Annotated in this window: 13 protein-coding genes and 3 pseudogenes; 3 read left to right on the top strand and 13 right to left on the bottom strand. The window is 53.8% G+C overall.

Annotated features, from left to right (window positions below):
• Positions 1-83: 83 nt before the first annotated feature.
• The 5 genes from pilM to CXB77_RS06960 form a co-directional block, all read right to left on the bottom strand.
• Entirely contained in the window at positions 84-1,031 is a 948-nt protein-coding gene (gene pilM, locus CXB77_RS06980; RefSeq protein ID WP_105073323.1) for a pilus assembly protein PilM, read from the bottom strand.
• Positions 1,028-1,987 (bottom strand): general secretion pathway protein GspK, encoded by a 960-nt coding sequence (locus tag CXB77_RS06975; protein ID WP_105073322.1) that lies wholly within the window; start codon positions 1,985-1,987, stop codon positions 1,028-1,030. The genes pilM and CXB77_RS06975 overlap by 4 nt, the downstream gene beginning before the upstream one ends.
• Entirely contained in the window at positions 1,988-2,686 is a 699-nt protein-coding gene (locus CXB77_RS06970) for a prepilin-type N-terminal cleavage/methylation domain-containing protein (protein WP_105073321.1), read from the bottom strand.
• A gap of 147 nt (positions 2,687-2,833) precedes the next feature.
• Positions 2,834-3,178, bottom strand: coding sequence for a type IV pilus modification PilV family protein (locus CXB77_RS06965; RefSeq protein WP_105073320.1), 345 nt, complete (start codon positions 3,176-3,178; stop codon positions 2,834-2,836).
• The gene (locus tag CXB77_RS06960) at positions 3,175-3,621 is read right to left on the bottom strand and encodes a GspH/FimT family pseudopilin (protein WP_105073319.1); all 447 of its coding nucleotides are present in this window, start codon (positions 3,619-3,621) and stop codon (positions 3,175-3,177) included. Before CXB77_RS06960 ends, CXB77_RS06965 begins: the two co-directional genes overlap by 4 nt.
• Before the next feature lie 136 nt (positions 3,622-3,757).
• Between CXB77_RS06960 and CXB77_RS06955 the strand changes: the two genes are divergently transcribed.
• Both CXB77_RS06955 and CXB77_RS24535 read left to right on the top strand, forming a co-directional pair.
• Positions 3,758-4,720: a HAMP domain-containing protein gene (locus CXB77_RS06955; RefSeq protein ID WP_172452582.1), complete on the top strand. Its 963-nt coding sequence runs from the start codon at positions 3,758-3,760 to the stop codon at positions 4,718-4,720.
• 71 nt (positions 4,721-4,791) lie between these two features.
• Positions 4,792-5,363: pseudogene (locus tag CXB77_RS24535) on the top strand (methyl-accepting chemotaxis protein).
• A 72-nt stretch (positions 5,364-5,435) separates the two neighbouring features.
• Here the strand turns inward: CXB77_RS24535 and CXB77_RS06940 are convergent.
• Positions 5,436-7,955: a DNA internalization-related competence protein ComEC/Rec2 gene (locus tag CXB77_RS06940; RefSeq protein ID WP_242445520.1), complete on the bottom strand. Its 2,520-nt coding sequence runs from the start codon at positions 7,953-7,955 to the stop codon at positions 5,436-5,438.
• Positions 7,956-7,997: 42 nt separating this feature from the next.
• On the opposite strand from CXB77_RS06940, the gene CXB77_RS06935 reads away from it, so the two are divergent.
• A complete protein-coding gene (locus tag CXB77_RS06935) occupies positions 7,998-8,609 on the top strand; it encodes a DUF2062 domain-containing protein (protein WP_242445519.1) in 612 nt (203 codons plus the stop codon).
• Here CXB77_RS06935 and CXB77_RS06930 read toward each other — a convergent pair.
• The 7 genes and pseudogenes from CXB77_RS06930 to CXB77_RS21460 all read right to left on the bottom strand — a co-directional run bounded on the left by CXB77_RS06930 (position 8,555) and on the right by CXB77_RS21460 (position 17,136).
• Positions 8,555-9,249 (bottom strand): annotated as a pseudogene (locus tag CXB77_RS06930) (ABC transporter ATP-binding protein). The gene CXB77_RS06935 and the pseudogene CXB77_RS06930 sit on opposite strands and share 55 nt — an antisense overlap.
• Positions 9,242-10,488, bottom strand: a pseudogene (locus CXB77_RS06925) (lipoprotein-releasing ABC transporter permease subunit). Before CXB77_RS06925 ends, CXB77_RS06930 begins: the two co-directional pseudogenes overlap by 8 nt.
• Positions 10,489-10,715: 227 nt before the next feature.
• Positions 10,716-11,474, bottom strand: a complete 759-nt coding sequence (locus CXB77_RS06920) for a bacteriorhodopsin (RefSeq protein WP_105073316.1) — start codon at positions 11,472-11,474, stop codon at positions 10,716-10,718.
• A gap of 19 nt (positions 11,475-11,493) precedes the next feature.
• Positions 11,494-14,868 (bottom strand): hybrid sensor histidine kinase/response regulator, encoded by a 3,375-nt coding sequence (locus CXB77_RS06915; RefSeq protein WP_105073315.1) that lies wholly within the window; start codon positions 14,866-14,868, stop codon positions 11,494-11,496.
• Positions 14,865-16,412 carry a methyl-accepting chemotaxis protein gene (locus CXB77_RS06910; RefSeq protein WP_105073314.1) on the bottom strand — a complete coding sequence of 516 codons (1,548 nt, stop codon included), beginning with the start codon at positions 16,410-16,412 and terminating at the stop codon, positions 14,865-14,867. The genes CXB77_RS06915 and CXB77_RS06910 overlap by 4 nt, the downstream gene beginning before the upstream one ends.
• Positions 16,412-16,912 carry a chemotaxis protein CheW gene (locus tag CXB77_RS06905; protein ID WP_105073313.1) on the bottom strand — a complete coding sequence of 167 codons (501 nt, stop codon included), beginning with the start codon at positions 16,910-16,912 and terminating at the stop codon, positions 16,412-16,414. The genes CXB77_RS06910 and CXB77_RS06905 overlap by 1 nt, the downstream gene beginning before the upstream one ends.
• The gene (locus CXB77_RS21460; RefSeq protein ID WP_242445518.1) at positions 16,912-17,136 is read right to left on the bottom strand and encodes a response regulator; all 225 of its coding nucleotides are present in this window, start codon (positions 17,134-17,136) and stop codon (positions 16,912-16,914) included. The genes CXB77_RS06905 and CXB77_RS21460 overlap by 1 nt, the downstream gene beginning before the upstream one ends.

Here is a 17,136-nt window from a genome sequence, read left to right as displayed (position 1 = left end):
CTCTTTGCCGGTGCGTGCAATTTGCGTTACTGGTGATTTAAATGCCACTCCTTCAATGCTCGGTGCTTGTTCTAAAAGTGCAATTAATGCGGTGGCTTGTGCCGATTCACCACGCACATCCACCAGCCCTGATTATATTCAAGCGTTTGAATCCAAGTGTCATCCGGCAGGCGTTCAGTCAATTCTAATAATAGCGCCAGCAACGACGTTTGCTCCTGCTGTTGACGCAGCACCGCAGTTCCGCTTTCACGCGCCTGCGTCAATGCTTGCCGCACTTCATCCACCGCAATCGCTTGCGCCCGCACGCGTCGCAATTCGGCATCCAATGCCTCGGCGTGACGGGTTTTTTGCCAAATCGGGGTGATCAGCGTCGCCACCATCAGCACCATCGCGGCAATAAACAAGCCATGCGTCAAACCAAATTGGTGACTGCGTCGCCGTGGGCGTTGTTCCGGCGGCAATAGATTTGCGCCCGCCCACGCACCCGCCCAATCAATCCGTTCAATCGGCGCACCGGCGCGGTTTAAATAGGTCAGCCAGTCGGTGACGCGATCGCGGCGACACAGCGCCAGCTCCAAGGTGATGCGCGTCGGCTGCGGTGCAGAAGACGGCAGCAGCGCGTAATCAAACACGACATCCTCGGCTTGAAACGGCGATAACCGATCCAGTTCGTGGCGCATGACCTGCGGCAAATTGCTCTGCACCTGCGCTGGCAACGACACCCGTCGCGTTAACACTGCTTCGGCGGGAATGCGCAGATTGATGCAGTGCGACAATTTGCGGCACTGACTCAGAACCACTTCCGGCAATGGGGCGCTGCGTTCCAGATCAATCTCGCCGACTGCTTCGCTGTTCTCACCGGCGAGCAACGTCAATTGCGCGGTGGTTGCGTCTGTCACCGTGATCAATAAGGTGCGTTGGCGCTGCGCCAGCGCCCGCTGCATGGTTGCTGGTAAACACGCAGCAAATTGCGCAGCGTTAATCCGCGATAACGTTTTAGAAAATAAGCTGAAACTGGCGGAATTCATCATCGTGATTCATCGTGCAAAGTGGATTCGGACGCAGCGTCGCGCCCACCAAAACGCCGCCAGTGCACCACATACGGCAGCTCTTGATTGGGCGTGAGTTCGAGCACGGCTTCCATCCGCTGCGTTGATGACGGTGCGGGAGTCAGAGCGGCTGACGCAGTGATGACCACGCGATACAGCGGACCGCCACGATTTTGATGACGCGGTGTTTGCTGCTCAAGTTGCTGCAACTGCGCGTCTTCCAATGAAATTCCCTGCGTGGCGGCGAGCACCGTCGCCGAGGCAAATTCCATCTCAACATTTTTGCCCTCGCCTGCCAGCGTCAATTCCGGCGCGAGCTGTTGATACAGCGTTGCGGTTATGCCGAGCACTTGGCGCAATTCATCAATGGCAATAAACGGCTCATCTTTCGCGCCGAACACTGCGCCAGCAGCTTGATAATCATCATCTTCTGCGCCGTTGAGCTGTGCCAAATGGTCTGGATCGCGCCAATCGACGATGCGATCCGCAAGCGTTGCCGCGTCATCTTCAGGCACGGCGAGCGCGACTAATAGTGCCTTGAGCTGGGCAGAATCTGCTTGATTCAGATTGATGCGCGACAGTTCATTGAACACGGCAATCGTCATGCTGCTGTCAGCAAACGTCCATTCATGCGCCGCACCATCGGGCAACCATTCCGTTGTGAGCAGCGCATCAGCGTCATCTGCGCCAACGCCTGTTGCCTCCGCCATTTCCACTATCGGCAGTGGCTGGCTCAATTGCCATGCGGTGTACGCCAGCGCTGCGTCGCTCGCCAAACGCCAGCGGGTTTCCGCCAGTTGATGATCGGTCAATGCCAATTCGGTGCGCTGGGTGGCAGTCATGCTGACCGCCATCACCGTGAGCAACGTTAATACCCACAACACCAGCATCAAGGCGATGCCGCGTTGCCGCTGCGGTGGAGAAATAGGCGTGTTCATTTAATTGAGCTGGCGCGGCAATGCGATCACGAGATCAGGCCACGCCTGAAAAGGCGTGGTTAATCGAATGCGCAGCAGCAGCGGTAAATGCGGTTGGTCAAACCAGTCTTCATGCCAACTGGGTTCGCTTTCGTCTTCGGTTTTGCCGTAATAAGCCAGCGCAAAAGTGTCCACTTGATCGAGGAGCGAGGTGCGCCCAAACGCGCCAGCGGCTGCGTCCATTTCCATCGGCAGTTGCGCAAGCGACGCGGTTGCATCCTTGTCCAGCGGTGTCCATGTCGGAACCCCGTTGCCGCCGTTGAGAATTTCTGGATGCAACAGCCAGCGGGTCAGGATTAACGCCTGCGTTTTTCCTTGTTGCTCAACGCTTAAACGCAGCGCGTAACGCCCAGCAATGCCAACGTGTTCTGACAACGGCGCGGCACATTCGAGATGTGTACTGTCACCGCGAAACAGCACGACGGAATTTTCCGCCGCAGTGATAGTTGTGAACTCGGTTTGACTGAGCACGCGCATTAAAAAACCCTGTGCCAGCCGCAATTCGCCGGTGTGTTCCGCTGCTGCATCCACCGCTTCCCAAGCGCGAGTGCCGAGCCGTAAACCGGAAAACAGTAGCAGCGTGATCAAGCTAATCAGCGCCAGTGCAATCAGCAATTCCACCAGCGTAAATCCGCGATGAAGCATGAAATTGGGCGTCATTGCGGCGTGGATTCCAATTGCGCTGCATCCACTGCCGCAGCGAGGCGCAGCGTTGAAAAGGTGACGCGCCGCGCTTGTGCGCCGTCTTGCCATAGCACGGTTGCCGTGAGGCGATAAGGCGTTAAATCCCCCGCGCCGCCTGTTTCATCAATCCCCCCGCCCCCCTTTTTCCAAGGGGGGAGATGATGGAAGCCCCCCTTTAACAAAGGGGGGTTGGGGGGATTGCAATTCAACGGGAATCACGGTGATTTCCCATGCAAAACCGTTTTCCGGTTCGCCGGTGATCGTGCCTTCTTCCAACGGGAATTCCACGCCGAGCGCGTTGAGTTTGGATTCGGCGAGCGCGGCGGCTTGGCTGTATTGACTGGATAAAATGGCGGTGCGGCTGGCGCGGGCAAAGATGTTCATTAACACGCCGAGCGTGATGGCGAGAATCGCAAAGGCGACTAGCACTTCGAGCAGCGAAAAGCCGCGCTGCCGAGTGCGCGTCATGGCGCAGCCCAAGGCGCAACGGTGATTCGTCCAGTCAACCAAGTGATGCCAACCTGATAACCGTGATCGTGATATGCCAAGATGATCCGCCCGCCGGTAGAACTGCCATCAGGAAAAAAACGAATCACCCCGCGCTGCGTGTCGTGCAGATCGCGGGCGGCAGTTTCTAATTGCATCGTCAAACCCGACGGCAAATTGAGGTTACGATAACCCTGAAGTGCAAGCTGTCGTGCTTCGACATCCACTTGCAATTCAGTTTCTGTGCCTTGCCGAATTGCAGATTCCCGTGCTAAACGCAGCGTTGCCGCAGTGCGCCGCGCCGCCGATTTCAATTCCAATCCCGGAAAAGCGGCAGAAAACAGCGCCGGCACTGCGGTCATCAGCAGTGCCGCAATTGCTAACACAACCAGCAATTCAACGAGGGTAAAACCAGTGGGACGCATCAATTCAATCTCGGCAATGGCTTAATTAGGATTTAAACAGATTGATCGTTATCAGTGAGTATGGCGTTTATTGCTGATCTGCGTGTTATTGTTAGGTGCTTAAACCTGCTGCATTTTCTATTCAGGAGATATGTTGATGAGTCAGTTCGGTATTGTGGCAAGAGCGCGGATTTTATTTGCCATTTTAGGTATTTTGGTGATTGCAATGGGTGGCGGTGGCATGTATGTCGCCCAACACATTCGCACCTCGGTAGAGGAAATGATCACGCATCAGGATCAACTGCAAGAACTTGCATCAGAATTCAAAATCAATGTGATCCAAATTCAACAATGGTTCACTGATATTAGCGCCACGCGGGGACGCGATGGTTTGGATGACGGCTTCACGCAAGCCCAGCAGTATTTTGAGGCAGCTCGCGCCAATATCACCGCGCTGGCAGCACTCGACAGCACCGTGTCTGCTGCCGCGCTCACCCAAGCATTGACTGAGTATTACAACAAAGGGCAGCAGATGGCGCAGCTTTATGTTGCGCAAGGTCCAGAAGGTGGCAATGCGTTTATGAGCACCTTTGACGCTGCGGCAGAAATGATGGGCGAAAAGCTGGAAACGCTGATCACGCGCATTCAAACGGAAAAAAGTACTGCACAACAGCAACTTAATTTTAATTTGACGCTGGGCACTTCTGCCAGTTTGATCGCAACGCTGGTGCTAATTGCCGGTTTGCTCGGTGCGTTATGGGCGCTGGCGCGTCAGCTCAAGCCGCTGGTGGCGTTGCAGCAGTTATCAATGCGCATGGCTGACAACGATTTTCGCGGCGCAGCAGTTGTCGTTCATGGCAATACTGAAATCGCTGCGCTGAGTGTAGCGTTCCAGCATTTACAAACCAGTTTAACCAACTCTTTTCAGCGGATTGCGAGCAATATCAAACAGGTGCATGAGGTTACGCGCCAGCTCCAAAGCATTGCCGCTGCGACGTTAAGCAACGCCAATCGTGAACAACTGGAAGTCACGCAAGTTGCGACTGCGATTAACGAAATGGCAGCGACGGTCGCGCGAAATTGCCCGCAACAGCGCCGTCGTTTCCGACGCAGCATCTGATGCCAAACGCGATGTCGTACTCAGTCAAGGCGTGGTGCGTACCGCAGTCAATTCAATCAATGGCTTGACTGGTGAAGTCATTCGCGGTGCTGAGCAATGACCCGTTGGAAAGCGACAGCGAACGCATCGGTTCAGTGTTGGATGTCATTCGCGGCATTGCCGAGCAGACCAATTTGCTGGCGCTCAACGCAGCGATTGAAGCCGCCCGCGCTGGTGAGCAGGGACGCGGATTTGCAGTCGCCGCCGAAGTGCGGGCGCTTGCCAGTCGCACTCAACTTTCCACAAAGAAATTCAAGACATGATCGAGCAGATTCAACGCGGTTCCCGCGATGTCGCTGGCGCGATGCGGCAGGGGCGCGAGCAGGCAGTCTTGACCATTGAGCAAACGGATAAAGTGGATCGGGCGTTGAAAGAAATCGGTTCGGCGGTGACGACGATTAGCGATTTAACAATTCAAATTGCGACGGCAGCAGAACAGCAGGGTCACGTTTCCAATGAAATTGATCACAGCACAAGCACCATCAAATTGTCGGTCGATCAAACCACTGGCGGCGTTGAAGAAACTATTCAGGCTTGCACGCGGTTGATGACCTTGGTCGAAGCATTTAACGGTGAAATGGCGATGTTTCATTTTGCGACATGAGTTTTAGTTATCGGTTTTCAGTTGTCAGTAAAAAAGCGGTGTTACTGACCACTGAAAACTTATTTGAACAATTCACTCTTCAATACGATGCGTCCATAAATGCAACGCCTGTTTCCGCCATTCCGTTGGCGTATTAAAAGCGCCGTCTGCGCTAATCCGTAATTGAATTGCGCCCGCCATCGCCGTATTGAGTGTTTTAATGTGCCGCGCTGCGATGCGTTTTTGCACGGCTTTGGTCGGAAACCGGAATTGATTGGCATATCCCGCTGAAAAGAAAACCCATTCCGGTTTGACTGCGTTAAGAAACGCCGCGCCGCTGGAGGTGTTGCTGCCGTGATGACCGGCAACCAATACCGTGCTTTCCAGTGCCGCGCCGTATCGCGCTACCAATTCGCGCTCAACTTTTTGATCGGCATCGCCGGTGAGCAAAATAGATCGTCCGGCAGTGTCAATCCGCAATACACACGACGAATGATTGCCCAATTCAAAGGCTTGTTCTGGATGCAAAAATTGAAACCGCACACCAGCCCAATTCCACTGCTCGCCCGCCAGACAGCGCGTCGCGCCAGCAAAGGCCAAACGGATTGGCTCGCCACTTTGCACCTGCGCCAGCGTCACCCGTTTTGCCAATCCCGCCAAACCGCCCGCGTGATCTTGATCGGCGTGACTGACCACGACGCGCTCCACTCGCGTAATGTCCTGCGCCAGCAAAAACGGAGCGATGACCGCGCTGCCGCTGTTAAAACCGTTGGGCGAACCGGGGCCGGTATCAAAAACCAACGTTCCTTCAGCGGTTTGCACCACTGCGGCAAGTCCTTGTCCCACGTCGAGCAGGGTCAACCACAATTCGCCAACTGCCGGACGCAGTGGTTGCGTCGTCACCAATGGCAACAGCAGCACCACGCCCAGCCAGCGCCCCGGCAATCCTCGCGGTGCGAGCAATAACGCTGCGCCAATGCCCGCCACTGGCCACGTCCACAGCGGCGGTGTTGGCAGCGTGGGCGCAATGTTCGGCAGCGTTGCAATCCACGCCAAACCGTCCATGCAGAGATTGAGCAGTTGCGCAGTCCACAGTAACGGCGCGGTCAATCCCGGAATCAGGCTGAATAAACTGACGCTCAATACCAGCGGCAGCAGCACCGAAAACAGTGGCACTGCCAGCAGATTGACCGCTGGCGCAATGACCGACACCTGTCCGAATAACACCGTGAGCAGCGGTAATAATCCCAGCGTCACTGCCCACTGCGCCCGTCCCCATTGCGTCCACAGATCGCGGCGCGGCAGGCGTTGTCCGAGATAAAACAGCAGCACGGCAACTGCGCCAAAGGACAGCCAAAAGCCGTAAGCCAGCACCGTGCTGGGATCAACCAGCAACACGCCGACCAGTGCCAGCGTGAGGGCGTGATAAGGGCGCAACGTGCGTTGCCAAAACAGTGCGCCCAATAAAATCAACAGCATAATGAGCGCCCGCTGCGTTGAGATCGCAAATCCGGCTAACCCGGCATAACCCAGCGCCGCGATCATTCCGACCACTGCGCCGGCGCGTGGCGTCGCCAGCAGTTGCGTCAAACGCGCACTGCGTGACCACAGCCAGCGCGTGAAGCCGATAAACACGCCGGCGATCATCGCCACGTTCCAGCCAGAAATCGCAATCAAATGACTGGTTCCGGTGCGCGTGAGCGTGTCCCAATCGGCGACTTGCAGCCTGCTGGTTTCGCCAATCGTGAGCGCCTGCAACAGTCCGCGTTGGTCAATCGCGCCGGCGACCTGCGTCAAATGTGCGGCGATGTGCTGCCGCCACTGCGCCAGCCAGTAATTGCCAGCACTCGCATCTAAACGTTCATTCACCACGGCATTTCGGACGGTCGCTTGGCGCACCGTGCCGGTCGCTTTGATGCCCTGCGCAAACAGCACCCGTTCACCGTCAATGCCGCTGGGATTGGCGCTGCTGTGACGCGGTTTTAAGCGCACTGCCAGTCGCCAGCGTTCACCAGCGTTCAGTGCTGGCGCGGGTTGATACCACGCCAGCCGCACCAGTCCAGTGAATTCAATGGGTTGCTCGCGGTGCGTGGCGGTTTCGACCTGAAATAAAAAGCGGGTGCTCTGGGTCGTGACTGCCGGAATGGCGGCAATGCGCCCTTCGACGATCAGCGGTTCTCGCGCCAGTGCATCGGGAAATGGATGACACAACAGGGCGCAGGCGTGAATCGCTGCCCACGTCATGCCGAGCAGCGCCAGCAGTGGTAAACGCAGGATATTTGAGAAATTTTCCCAACTGCTTGGTTTGATTAAATCCCCCCAACCCCCCTTTTTCAAAGGGGGGCTTTTCGTGCCCTTTGCGAAAATGGGGCTTTTCATACTCTTTGGGAAAGGGTTTTTCTTCCTCCCCCCTTGGAAAAAGGGGGGTTGGGGGGGATTTATGAGCACCAGCAGCAGCACCAGCGTAATCAACGCTGCGGCGAGCGTGGTTTCCGAATCGACACCTGACGGCAGAGCTGGCAGTTGATAAAAGGCAATGACACCGCTCGCAAATGCCAATCCAGCAGGAATAAAACTGAATGGTGGTCGGGGATGGAGTGGGCTGATGAGCACAGGTAATGCGCTGTTTAGCGATCGGAATTCACGAAATGACAGATGTCTGTTTTATACTGGCAACCATCAGAAAACCGCAAAAACGAGCGCAATTTCAACGTGAAAAAATGGTTACAGCAGGTGATTCCTACTCCGAAAATGATTCGGGAAAACGCTCGTTTGACCGACATCTTCGGCAAATTGTTACATGATCCAAATCTGTGGCATCTCAACCGGCGTTCGGTCGCTGGCGCAATGGCGTGGTTTGTTCGCCATGTTTTGACGATCCCGATGCAGTCAATCATCGCAGCGGGATTAGCCATTTTGTTTCGCGTGAATCTGCCGATTTCGGTGGCGATGGTGTGGGTGACGAATCCTGTCACCAGTCCGCCGATGTTTTATGTCGCCTACGTCATCGGCTGCTGGATTTTAGGAATGCACGCCGAGGGCTTTAACGTGCACTTCTGGCTGGATTGGCACAATTGGATCGGCGTGATTGAACCGCTGCTGCTCGGTAGCCTGATTTGCGGCGCAGTCTGTGGTGCGCTGGGTTATTTTGCCGTGCATGGAATTTGGCGGTGGATGCTGCTGCATCGGATTTATAAACGAAAACAACGCTTTCAGGTTTCCGCTGCATCTCGCGTCAACACGCCGTCATCCAATCGCCAAATCTGATCCATTCGCGCCGCCAGCTCTGGGTCGTGAGTCACGATGACCAAACTGGTGCCGATGTCGCGGTTCAATTCCAACATCACTCGTACACGCCGCCGGCAGTCACGCGATCGAGATTGCCCGTCGGCTCATCCGCCAGCAAACACGCGGATGCGTCACCAACGCCCGCGCCACGGCAGCGCGTTGACGCTCACCACCGGACAATTCGCCGGGTTTGTGCGTTCCGCGATGACTTAAACCGACGCGCTCCAGCAATTCTTCCGCCATTGCTCGCGCTTTTGCCGGCTGCGCTCCGCCGATTAACAACGGCAGCGCGACGTTTTCAATCGCGGTGAATTCCGGCAGCAAGTGGTGGAATTGATAGACAAAACCCAGATGCTGATTGCGCCGCAAGCCGCGCTGTTTTTCCGACAGTTCTGATGTCCGCGCCGAGCCACTGGATGTTGCCAGCGGTGGGACGATCTAAACCGCCCACGCAATGCAGCAACGTACTTTTGCCGGAGCCGGACGCGCCGATGATGGCGATGCGCTCGCCGCGCCCCACGCTGAAGGTCACGCCGCGCAACACGGCGACATCCTGCGGGCCTTGCTGAAAGGTTTTCACCAGTCCGTGCACGTCTAAAACTGGAATGCGTTCATTCATAACGCAGTGCCTCCGCTGGCTGGGTTTGGGCGGCTCGCCATGCCGGATACAGCGTTGCCAGCACTGACATGACAAAAGCACCGCCGCTGATGGTGAGCACGTCGGCGAGGTGCACATCAGAGGGCAATTCGCTGATGTAATAAATCGTTGGATCAAGGAAATGAACGCCGAACAGCTGCTCAATTGCGCCGACCACCACCTCCACATTCAGCGCCAGCACGACGCCGATGATCATGCCCAGCAACGTGCCAATTAAACCGATGCCGTGCCCTGCACCACGAACACGCCATCACTCGCGCTGGCGATAAACCCAGCGTCCGCAACACGGCGATGTCAGATTGTTTGTCCGTCACGACCATCACCAGCGTCGAGACGATGTTGAACGCAGCCACGGCGACGATGAGAAATAGAATGATGCTCATCATGCGTTTCTCCATCGCTAAGGCACTGAAAAAGTTGCTGTGTACCTGCGTCCAGTCCAGTAACCGATAGCTGCCGCCAAGATCGTAGGCAATTTCTCGCGCCAGCCGAGGCGCTTCCCACATGTCGGTCAATTTGAGCCGCACCCCGGACACTGATTCACCGAGATTCAATAACTTAGCGCCGTCGGTCATGTCGATGAATGCGGCGTTGCGGTCGTAATCAGCCATGCCGACGCGAAGATGCCGCTCACGGTGAACCGTTTGAGGCGCGGCATGATGCCGACCGGCGTGGAACTAACTTGTGGCGACACCACCGTCACCTTGTCGCCGACTGCAACGCCGAGATATTCAGCGAGATCGCGCCCCAGAATGATGTGAAATTCACCAGCAACCAGATCATCGACTGAAGCGTTATCAAGCATTTGGCGGCGCAGATCGGCAACCTGATCTTCTTCCGTTGGAACGATGCCGCGAATCAGTGCGCCGCTCACTGCTGCGCCGTTGATCAGCATTCCTGCACTTCGACAAACGGCGCAGCGCCGACCACATCGGGATGCGCTCGCACCTGCGCCAGCACTTGATGCCAGTTCGCCATTCCGGTGTAGGGATCGGTCAAGGTAGCGTGTGACGCCATGCTGAGAATGCGTTGCTGAATTTCCTTGTGAAAGCCGTTCATTACAGAAAGCACGACAATCAGCGCGACGATGCCGAGCGTGATGCCGACCATCGAAGTGCCGGAAATAAAGGAGATGAAATGGTTACGGCGTTTGGCGCGGGTGTAGCGCAGACCGATAAACAGGGGGATGGGATGAAACATAGGCGCGAGATTTAATCATAAAGTGCGCAGTGCTGCGCGGGATTCAGGTGTCATGTTATCAAGTTGCGCCGCAAGACCCCGTTTCTTCAGGTCGGTGGTTGGCACATAGTATGGTAGTCGCCTCATCAATAGGGCTGTAAAGAATTTTATCCTTTATTTACAAAGGATTAATAAATCTCGCCCTACTGACAGAATCACCACCGAAATAAAAAATCCGCACGTGGATTTCAAGTTTCCTGATGGTTTTGAATTTCTACTGCGGTATAGACCACCAACATTCCCCAAATCACTTTATTGACGATGTCGCCGATATTTACCGTAAGTTCCCGCAATACCACGCCAACATCGGGATCAAATACAATCGCATAAAAAAATCCCGCTGGAAAAATCATCCATCCAATTAAAAAGAAGAAAAACATATAAGCCAGCGCATCGCGTTGGGTCGTCCCCATGTCGTTAACTGATAATTGACGCAACACTTTGAAAATTGAAAATGTCAGATAAGAAAATAGCAATCCGCTAATTGTAAACCAAAATAATCCGAGGAACGGCAATCCTTCTCCAACATGAGCAAGTGTGGAATTTTCACCCAAATAACCAGTGAGAATCATGCCAGCGTCGGTTAATAATAAAACACGCAAAAATTGCATTCCAACCCGCTCTAAACCCATGAGCAATGGAAACATGCTAATTAACACCATTGTGGTAATTAACCAATAAGCGTAACGCAATGCGAGCGGTAACGAACTGATTGCCGCAGTCATTTCTGCAACACCGGTTGCACCAGCAGCAAATGATTGCAATTGCGAGAAAAAGTAAAAATGCAGAATACTGGATACTGCGCAAATGCCAACGTTAAGAAATGCGAGTAATTTTAACTGACCAGTTAATTGTGGAATTTGCGTAAAAAAGTATAGCACTGCGCCCAAACCAGCGATGCCACAAACCAGAAATGAAAAGTAGGTTAAGTTAAATAACGTGGTCATTTAATCAGTCCGCCATGAGTCAAAAATCAATGTGGTGTGTTGTTGTTATTTGCACGTTATTCAACGCATGTTGAATAAAATCTAAAACCGATTCATCGTGATAAGGCTTGACAAAATAATGGTTAACGCCAGCCTGTAATGCTTCACGGCGATGTCGTTCAGTGGAGCGCGATGTAATCATCGCAATCGGTAAATTGCGCATTTCAGGGCGAGCGCGTAAATGTGTTGTCAATTCTAAGCCGTTCATTTGCGGCATTTCCATGTCAACTAATAGCACGTCAATCGTTTCTTTGCGTAAGGTATTAAGCGCATCCATGCCATCACGCGCAGTCAGTGCGCGATAACCACTATCCGTAACTAATTGCGCCAATAACTGTCGCATGGATAGCGAATCATCAACAATTAAAATTGTTGGTAATTTAATTTGCGCAGTTGCCGTTTCCAGAGAATTAACGATGCAATCAGTACGCGTTGTTAGTCGTAATAAAGCGCGTAATTCAACAATGGGCACGACACGTCCATCACCAAGAATTGACGCATTTATTACGCCCGGAATAAATGGCACCAACTCGCCCAGTGATTTCACCACCAATTCACGGCTATCAATGAGTACATCAACCAATACTGCGTGATCGCCATGATCCGCTTGCATGACCAGCACGACGCCCTTTGTCATCTCAAGTGGTGCTGGCAACCCCATCAATGTATTGAGATGTAGTAGCGGATAAACTGCGTCATGGTAATGAAACTGCCAATCATTACCGTGCACAGTTATTTCACCTTCAGCGGCGAGCACGGCGAAGCGCACGTCATTAATTGGCAATGCCAGCGGTGCATCGTTGCAGTCAATTAGTAGACAGCGGATAGTTAATAATGATGATGGTAAGCGAGCACAAAGTTGATAACCATGACCGCATTCTGATGTAATGGTTAATATGCCATTGAGTGCATGAATTGTATTGGCAACCACGTCCATACCGACGCCGCGCCCCGAAATCTGTGTGACCTGTTCACGAGTAGAAAACCCCGGTCGCAGCGTGAATAATATCAATTCATTTGGTGTCAATTCAGTATTTGCAGTAATCAGCCCGGAAGCAATGGCTTTGGCTTGAATGCGTTCAATATCTAAGCCTGCGCCGTCATCACTAAATGTCACTTCAATTTGATCGCCGAGCTGTTGAAATGAAATAACTAATTGGCCTTGCTGCGGTTTACCGATTACTTGGCGCTGCGCTGGCGATTCAATACCATGATCAATGGCATTGCGCAGAATGTGCATTAACGCCGGAATGAGGCGATTTAATACTTCGCCATCAATGCGCACGGTGTCACCGCGTATTTCAAGCGTCGCTTCTTTATTGGTAGCGCGACAGGTTTGGCGCACAGTGCGCTGTAATCGTCCAATAATGGTGTGCACCGGTACGCGGCGCGTATCCATCGTTAATTGTCTAATTTCTTGACTTAGTTTGAATTGCTGCTGGCTTAATTCTTCCAAGCTGCTGACGTGATTGGCGACTGTGCGGGCGAGCTGTCGGGCATCATTGACGCCTTCATTAAGTCGCCGTGTCGTAATAGACATTTCGTCATAATGTTCTAATTCTAATGGATCAAATGCCAATTCAGCGCCAATGGTTTCGCTACCGAGACCGCGTAAATCAACCAGTTTTTCCAATTCATTGACTTGCCGCAAATTGTGCAATTCAACGTCATCTACTTCGGTTTGGGTGCGTTGAATTTGTTTTAATTGTTCTTCCGATTGTGCCAGCGCCAGCGCCAGCTCGCCCATCAAGCGCAATAGGTCATCAATCGCGCGAGCGGGAATTTGCAAATAAGTTTCATCGACATCATGGGCAATCGTTGTTTGCTGCGGCGTTTCGACTGCATCCGATAAAGTGACGGGTTCGGCATTACTTGCGGGTGGAAATAAGGAAATGTCGTGTTGAAAAGATGGCGGCGCAGCGTATTCAAGCGCCATTGCTCCATCCTGTTCAATGCGGCACACCCAATCCAATACTTGCTGCATTAACGGGCGAAATGTTGCTGCATCGTGATATTCAATGCCGTTAATAACATCGAACATCGCTGCTAAACCATCGGCGGCAGCAACCAACGTTTCGCCCAATGCCGGATTCGGAGCCAGCGCGTTATCGGCTAAAAACTCCAGCACATCCTCTAAATAATGACCGAGCACGGCGACGGCGCGAACGCCGCACACATTGGCGGAACCTTTGAGCGTGTGGGCGTAACGCTGCGCCTGTTGCAGCGCGTCGTCGATGATGCCGCCGCCGAGAATGACTTGTATCACGCTGGCTAAACGTTGTGTTAAATCAACACCTTCGCGGCAAAATCCCGCAAAAACGCTGGCTTCAATATCTTCCGCTGGCGTCAACGCTAAATCGGCATCTGCAACCTGCGTTGCTCGCAGCGGCACGATTTCACTTTCTAGCGCCAGCGGGTCTTGATACAGCGCCTCGGCGAGTTCCGCAGCGCACTCTGCCACCAGCGGCTGCGTCCAATGTGCGCAGGTCAACGTGGCAACGAGCGCCCGGCGCGGAGATTCCGCTAATGGATCAGCGAGATAGTCCTGCATCCGTTGCGGCAAATGGGTGAGATTTTCGAGCAGTAATTCTGGCCACGCAGCCAGCGGCGACTGGATGCTGAGTTGTTGACCTAATCCGGCGCATAACGCAGCAAATGCCGCAAATCCGGCATCGGCAGAGGCTTCAGTGAAGCGGCTTAAAATATCTTGGCAAGCAGCGATGGCTGCGGTGCGGGCGCTGACTTGCTGCGCTTGAGCGATTTTGGACAGGTGGTGCAGAAAATCTTGGCAACTGTCATCAGCGGCAGCGGACAAAATCGCTAGTAATTCAAGCGCATCGGCGGAGAGTTGGCGGTTATCAGTTGTCAGTGCGCATTCATCAATTGGTTGGTCATCATCGGAAAAAAGCGGCGGCTGGTTTTGAAAACTGCCAACTGCCAACTGACAACTTTCCTCTCCGCGCCACAACGCCAGCGTCGCTTCACTCAACGGCGGATCAAACACTTCGGCGCTCGCCGCTTCAAGCAGCGCCGCGATCATCTCCGGTTCATTTGGTGCGGCAAGATGCGCGTCGAGCAACGCAATCACCTGCAACGCAATCATTATTCCGTCATTCTGATCTGCGTCGCAGTGCGGCAAACCGCTGACAAAACCGTCAATCAGCGCCAGCAATTCGGTGATGTGTGCGCCAGCTTCTTCCGCCGCTGACCAAAGTTCGCCCAACAATTCAGCGAACGCATTTGCCGCAGTCAATCGCGCTTCCTGCGTTGCTGCGACATCGCCCGCCAGCACCACTGCTTCACGCAAATCGGGAATTGCGGGATAAAAAACCTCAGCAAAAGCAGTTGCGTTCATCGCTGACCGGGCGCAGGCAAACGAAATAGCCCAATGGAATCGAGCAGTTGCTTGGAATAACCGACCAAACTATTGGTTTCCTGCGCCTGCTGACTGATTTGCTCGGTCGTTTCTACCGTGCTGGCACGCATCGCATCGACTCGCGTCATCAGCGAGCGATTCGCAGCAACCTGCGTTTGTGCCCGTTCATCAATTTGGTGCACTGCATCGACCAAATTCGCCGTCGTCTGCTGCGTCGCCAGCATTCGCTCACCAGCGCCCTCAATCGCCCGCGATTCGTGACCGACGGCTTCAGTTGCTTGATTCACCGTTTGAATGGTGTCTTGCGTTTCGACTTGGATATTGCGAATCAGCGTGGCGATTTGACTGGTGGCATTGCGGGAACTGTCCGCCAAACGCTGCACTTCCTGCGCGACGACTGCGAAACCGCGTCCCGCTTCGCCCGCAGTTGCTGCCTGCATTGACGCATTGATCGCCAAAATGTGGGTGCGCTCAGAAAAGCTGTTGATGATGTCCACAATGCCGCTGATTTCCTGCGAACGTTCACCTAACCGCTTGATGCGCTTGCCCGTTTCTTGAATCGACGAGCGAATGCTGTCCATGCCCTGCACTGCGCCTTTGACCGAAGTCAACGCTTCATCATTGGACGCAATCGCTTTATTGGCGGCACTGCTGCAAAACTGCGCCAGCTCGGCAATTCCATCAATGGCTTCGACCGTTTGCGCCAAGTCATTGGCAGCGCGTTCAATTTCCACCCGTTCGGCATCCGCCACGGCGACCACTTGTCGCCCTTGTTCCTGCACTTGCAGCGAGGCTTGACCGACACGCTCGGCAATCTCGCGCACCTGCACCAGCACCCGCGCACTTTCGGAAGTGATGCGATTGAGCGCATCGCTCAACGGTCCGGTGATGTCCTCTTTTACCGGCAGTTTTAGCGTTAAATCACGCGCTTGACTGATTTTGCTGCTGATTTCCAGCATGGCGATAATCGAATCGTTGAGCTGATCGTTTTGGCGTTCCAGAAAATCCAAACCGCGATTAAACGCAATGACGGTGTTGCCCAATTCATCTTCTGCGCCCGGCTCCAGCCGTTCGGAAAAATCGCGGCGCGATTCCATGCCGGCGAGTGCTCCACGAATGCGTTTGAGACCGTCTCGAATGCGCTCGGCAGGATGCAAAATGAAGCGTTTCGCCAGCCGCACGATGGAAATGTAAAACACCAAACCCGTCAGTAACGCGCTCAATAACAACACGCCGACGAGCAGCGCCATCGCCACTTGGCGCTGATGCGCATTCGCAGCAACGACTGCGTCAACACGCTGATTCAAATAATCGGTGGTTTTTTCGGGCGAAGTTTGCGCCAGCAGCGCCGCAAGCTCCTGATTTTGAGCTGGATTGAGTTGTTGCCATAAATCGGCGCGTTCTTCATATAACCCATTGATACTTAATAGCACTGCGCCAGAAACGAGAAAAAAGACCAATAACACCAAGGCAGTGGTGACAATGGTTAATTTTGCTGAAATCGAAATGTCGTTGAGCGTCATCAAACATCTCCCGCTGCCAAAAAATCGTTTTTAATCAAACTCGCTTCTGCTGCCAGCAGCCTGAGCAATTCGCCAAAATCCAGCGCAATGTATTCGATTCCGTCAACCGTCAGCCCAGCACAAATCAAGGTTGATAACAGTCCGGGCAACGGCGGGAGCGGCTCAGTTGGCGTGTCTGGCGGCACGGTAATTCCAGTGATTTCGTCAATGCCCAATGCGACGCTGCTCTCGCGGCGACCCAGCGCCAGCAAATAACGGTGCGTGGTTGCCGACTGCGGATTCAGCACTGCGGCTAAATCATAAACTGCGGCGAGATCACCGCGAAAACTGGCAAGTCCCAAACACCAGTGCTGCGTAAATGGCAAGCGAGTGCAAGGCAGTGGCGGATACACTTCGGCGGGCATTCCTTCTGGCAGCAAAAACCAGCGTTGCCCAATCCGCAACGCATGACGAAATTCACCGGCTGGCGCTTCTTCCGCTGGCGCTGCAACGTCGTTCATTACACTGCCTCACCGTCAACCAATTGCTTGATATATTTCAAAATATCGGCATCGGCGTAGGGTTTAACGACATAACCTTTTGCGCCCTGCAACTGCGCCCACATTTTGTCGGCTTTCTGATTTTTACTGCTGACCACGACGACCGGAATGTGCTCGGTGCTGGGGTCTTCACGCAGCGCCCGCGTCGCATGAAAACCGTCGATGTCCTCCATCACGATGTCCAT

Origin of the sequence: Chromatium okenii, assembly GCF_002958735.1 — a bacterium.
Lineage (GTDB): Bacteria > Pseudomonadota > Gammaproteobacteria > Chromatiales > Chromatiaceae > Chromatium > Chromatium okenii_A.
The sequence above is the reverse complement of the archived record's forward strand: the minus strand, read 5'-3'. Positions and strand labels throughout refer to the sequence as shown.